The organism is Pseudomonas sp. MD195_PC81_125, from assembly GCF_014060985.1.
Classification (GTDB): Bacteria; Pseudomonadota; Gammaproteobacteria; order Pseudomonadales; family Pseudomonadaceae; genus Aquipseudomonas; species Aquipseudomonas parakoreensis.
Genome location: NZ_JABULD010000994.1, coordinates 1 through 622 on the forward strand (window position 1 = coordinate 1; position 622 = coordinate 622).

The 622-nt window shown below is 54.3% G+C and carries 1 protein-coding gene; it reads left to right on the forward strand.

Annotated elements, in window-relative coordinates:
* Positions 1–37 precede the first annotated feature (37 nt).
* A complete protein-coding gene (locus HT737_RS30780) occupies positions 38–205 on the forward strand; it encodes a hypothetical protein (RefSeq protein ID WP_003223252.1) in 168 nt (55 codons plus the stop codon).
* Positions 206–622 lie beyond the last annotated feature (417 nt).

A 622-nucleotide genomic window follows, 5' to 3' on the forward strand; every position in this document is an offset into this window, starting at 1 on the left:
CGAACGTTATACAACCCACCAGACGTAGAGGTTTGCCATGACGCCCGAAACCGAAGGCAAGGAAGAAAAAGGCCCGAGCGGTTTGCCGTTTATCAATGATCCGGGCAACGAGGATCCAGGGTCGCTGATGGATGATGCGACCGTGCCGTTGAATGATGCGGATGAAGCAGACATGGAGTATGAAGAGGATGAGGATGAGCAGTAATTGCTTGTTCTTTTGATCCTGATCGGTGGTGATGCGAGTCTTTAGGGCCTGGGGTTCTGTCAGGCCCTTGGGAGGTGGGAGATGGGTGGTGAGCAGAAAGATGACGATGTCGATCAAACGCCGGAGTATCCGCTGCCTTCTCCTACGGATCCTTTAGGGCGGGATGAGTTGCCGTTGGAGGATGAGGAGGAGTAGCGCCTCTGGTGTGATTCTGAAGGTCTCGCCAGCACCTAGGTAAAAAAGTCGGGAAATCAGGCGTTATCTGTAGGGCATTTCGCTAAACATCAGCGAGTCATTCCACGGCCGGTAAACATTGCCCGTTGCTCAATGTCTGCTGGCCTCGCTATGCTGACCACTTAATCAGATCCAAGCAGCGGCGCCGGCCGCGCCGCCCGGGATGTTTTTGATAACGGATCC

Coding starts and splice junctions, on each gene's coding strand:
- HT737_RS30780 (WP_003223252.1), top strand. CDS start 38: ATGACGCCCGAAACCGAAGGCAAGGAAGAAAAAGGCCCGAGCGGTTTG.